This is a genomic window from Micromonospora sp. DSM 43699, from assembly GCF_055517075.1.
The window spans coordinates 1-458 of sequence record NZ_JBTMMT010000200.1 but is presented as its reverse complement, the minus strand read 5'-3'; the positions used below and the strand labels follow the sequence as shown (position 1 = coordinate 458).

Genomic DNA, 458 nt, shown 5'->3' with positions numbered 1-458 from the left:
ACCCGTCGATGGGTAGTGCCCGCCACTCCATGTTCTGCGATTACATCAAGGGCCACCTCCACGATGCGTTCGCGGCGGTCCGGCTCATACCTGCGCTTGATTCGCTCTGCCATTTCCGCCTCCTTCATACGTCTATTAAAAGTTGCCAATTGACAAGTGTACATTCGTACACATATAATGTACATATGTACTTATAGAGATTGAGAGGACTGAGATGTACGAGCAGTTGGCACGCAGAAAGCACGCTCTTTTTGTCTACTTTTTCATTCCAGGTCTTGCGCTAGCTACGTGGGTGACGCGCACCCCGGCGATTCGCGACGGCATTGAAGCGTCTATTGCGCAAATGGGGCTGGTGCTGCTGGGCTTATCCATTGGTTCCATGACTGGCGTGCTGGGCGCAGGCCGGCTGGTGGGGCGCCATGGCACACGTTGGACCTCGCTACTGGGCCTTTGGCTAG

General features: G+C 54.8%; 1 pseudogene. It reads left to right on the top strand.

The features are described from left to right. Window positions 1–214: 214 nt before the first annotated feature. Window positions 215–458, top strand: a pseudogene (locus AC0AIB_RS31230) (MFS transporter); the annotation flags it as partial.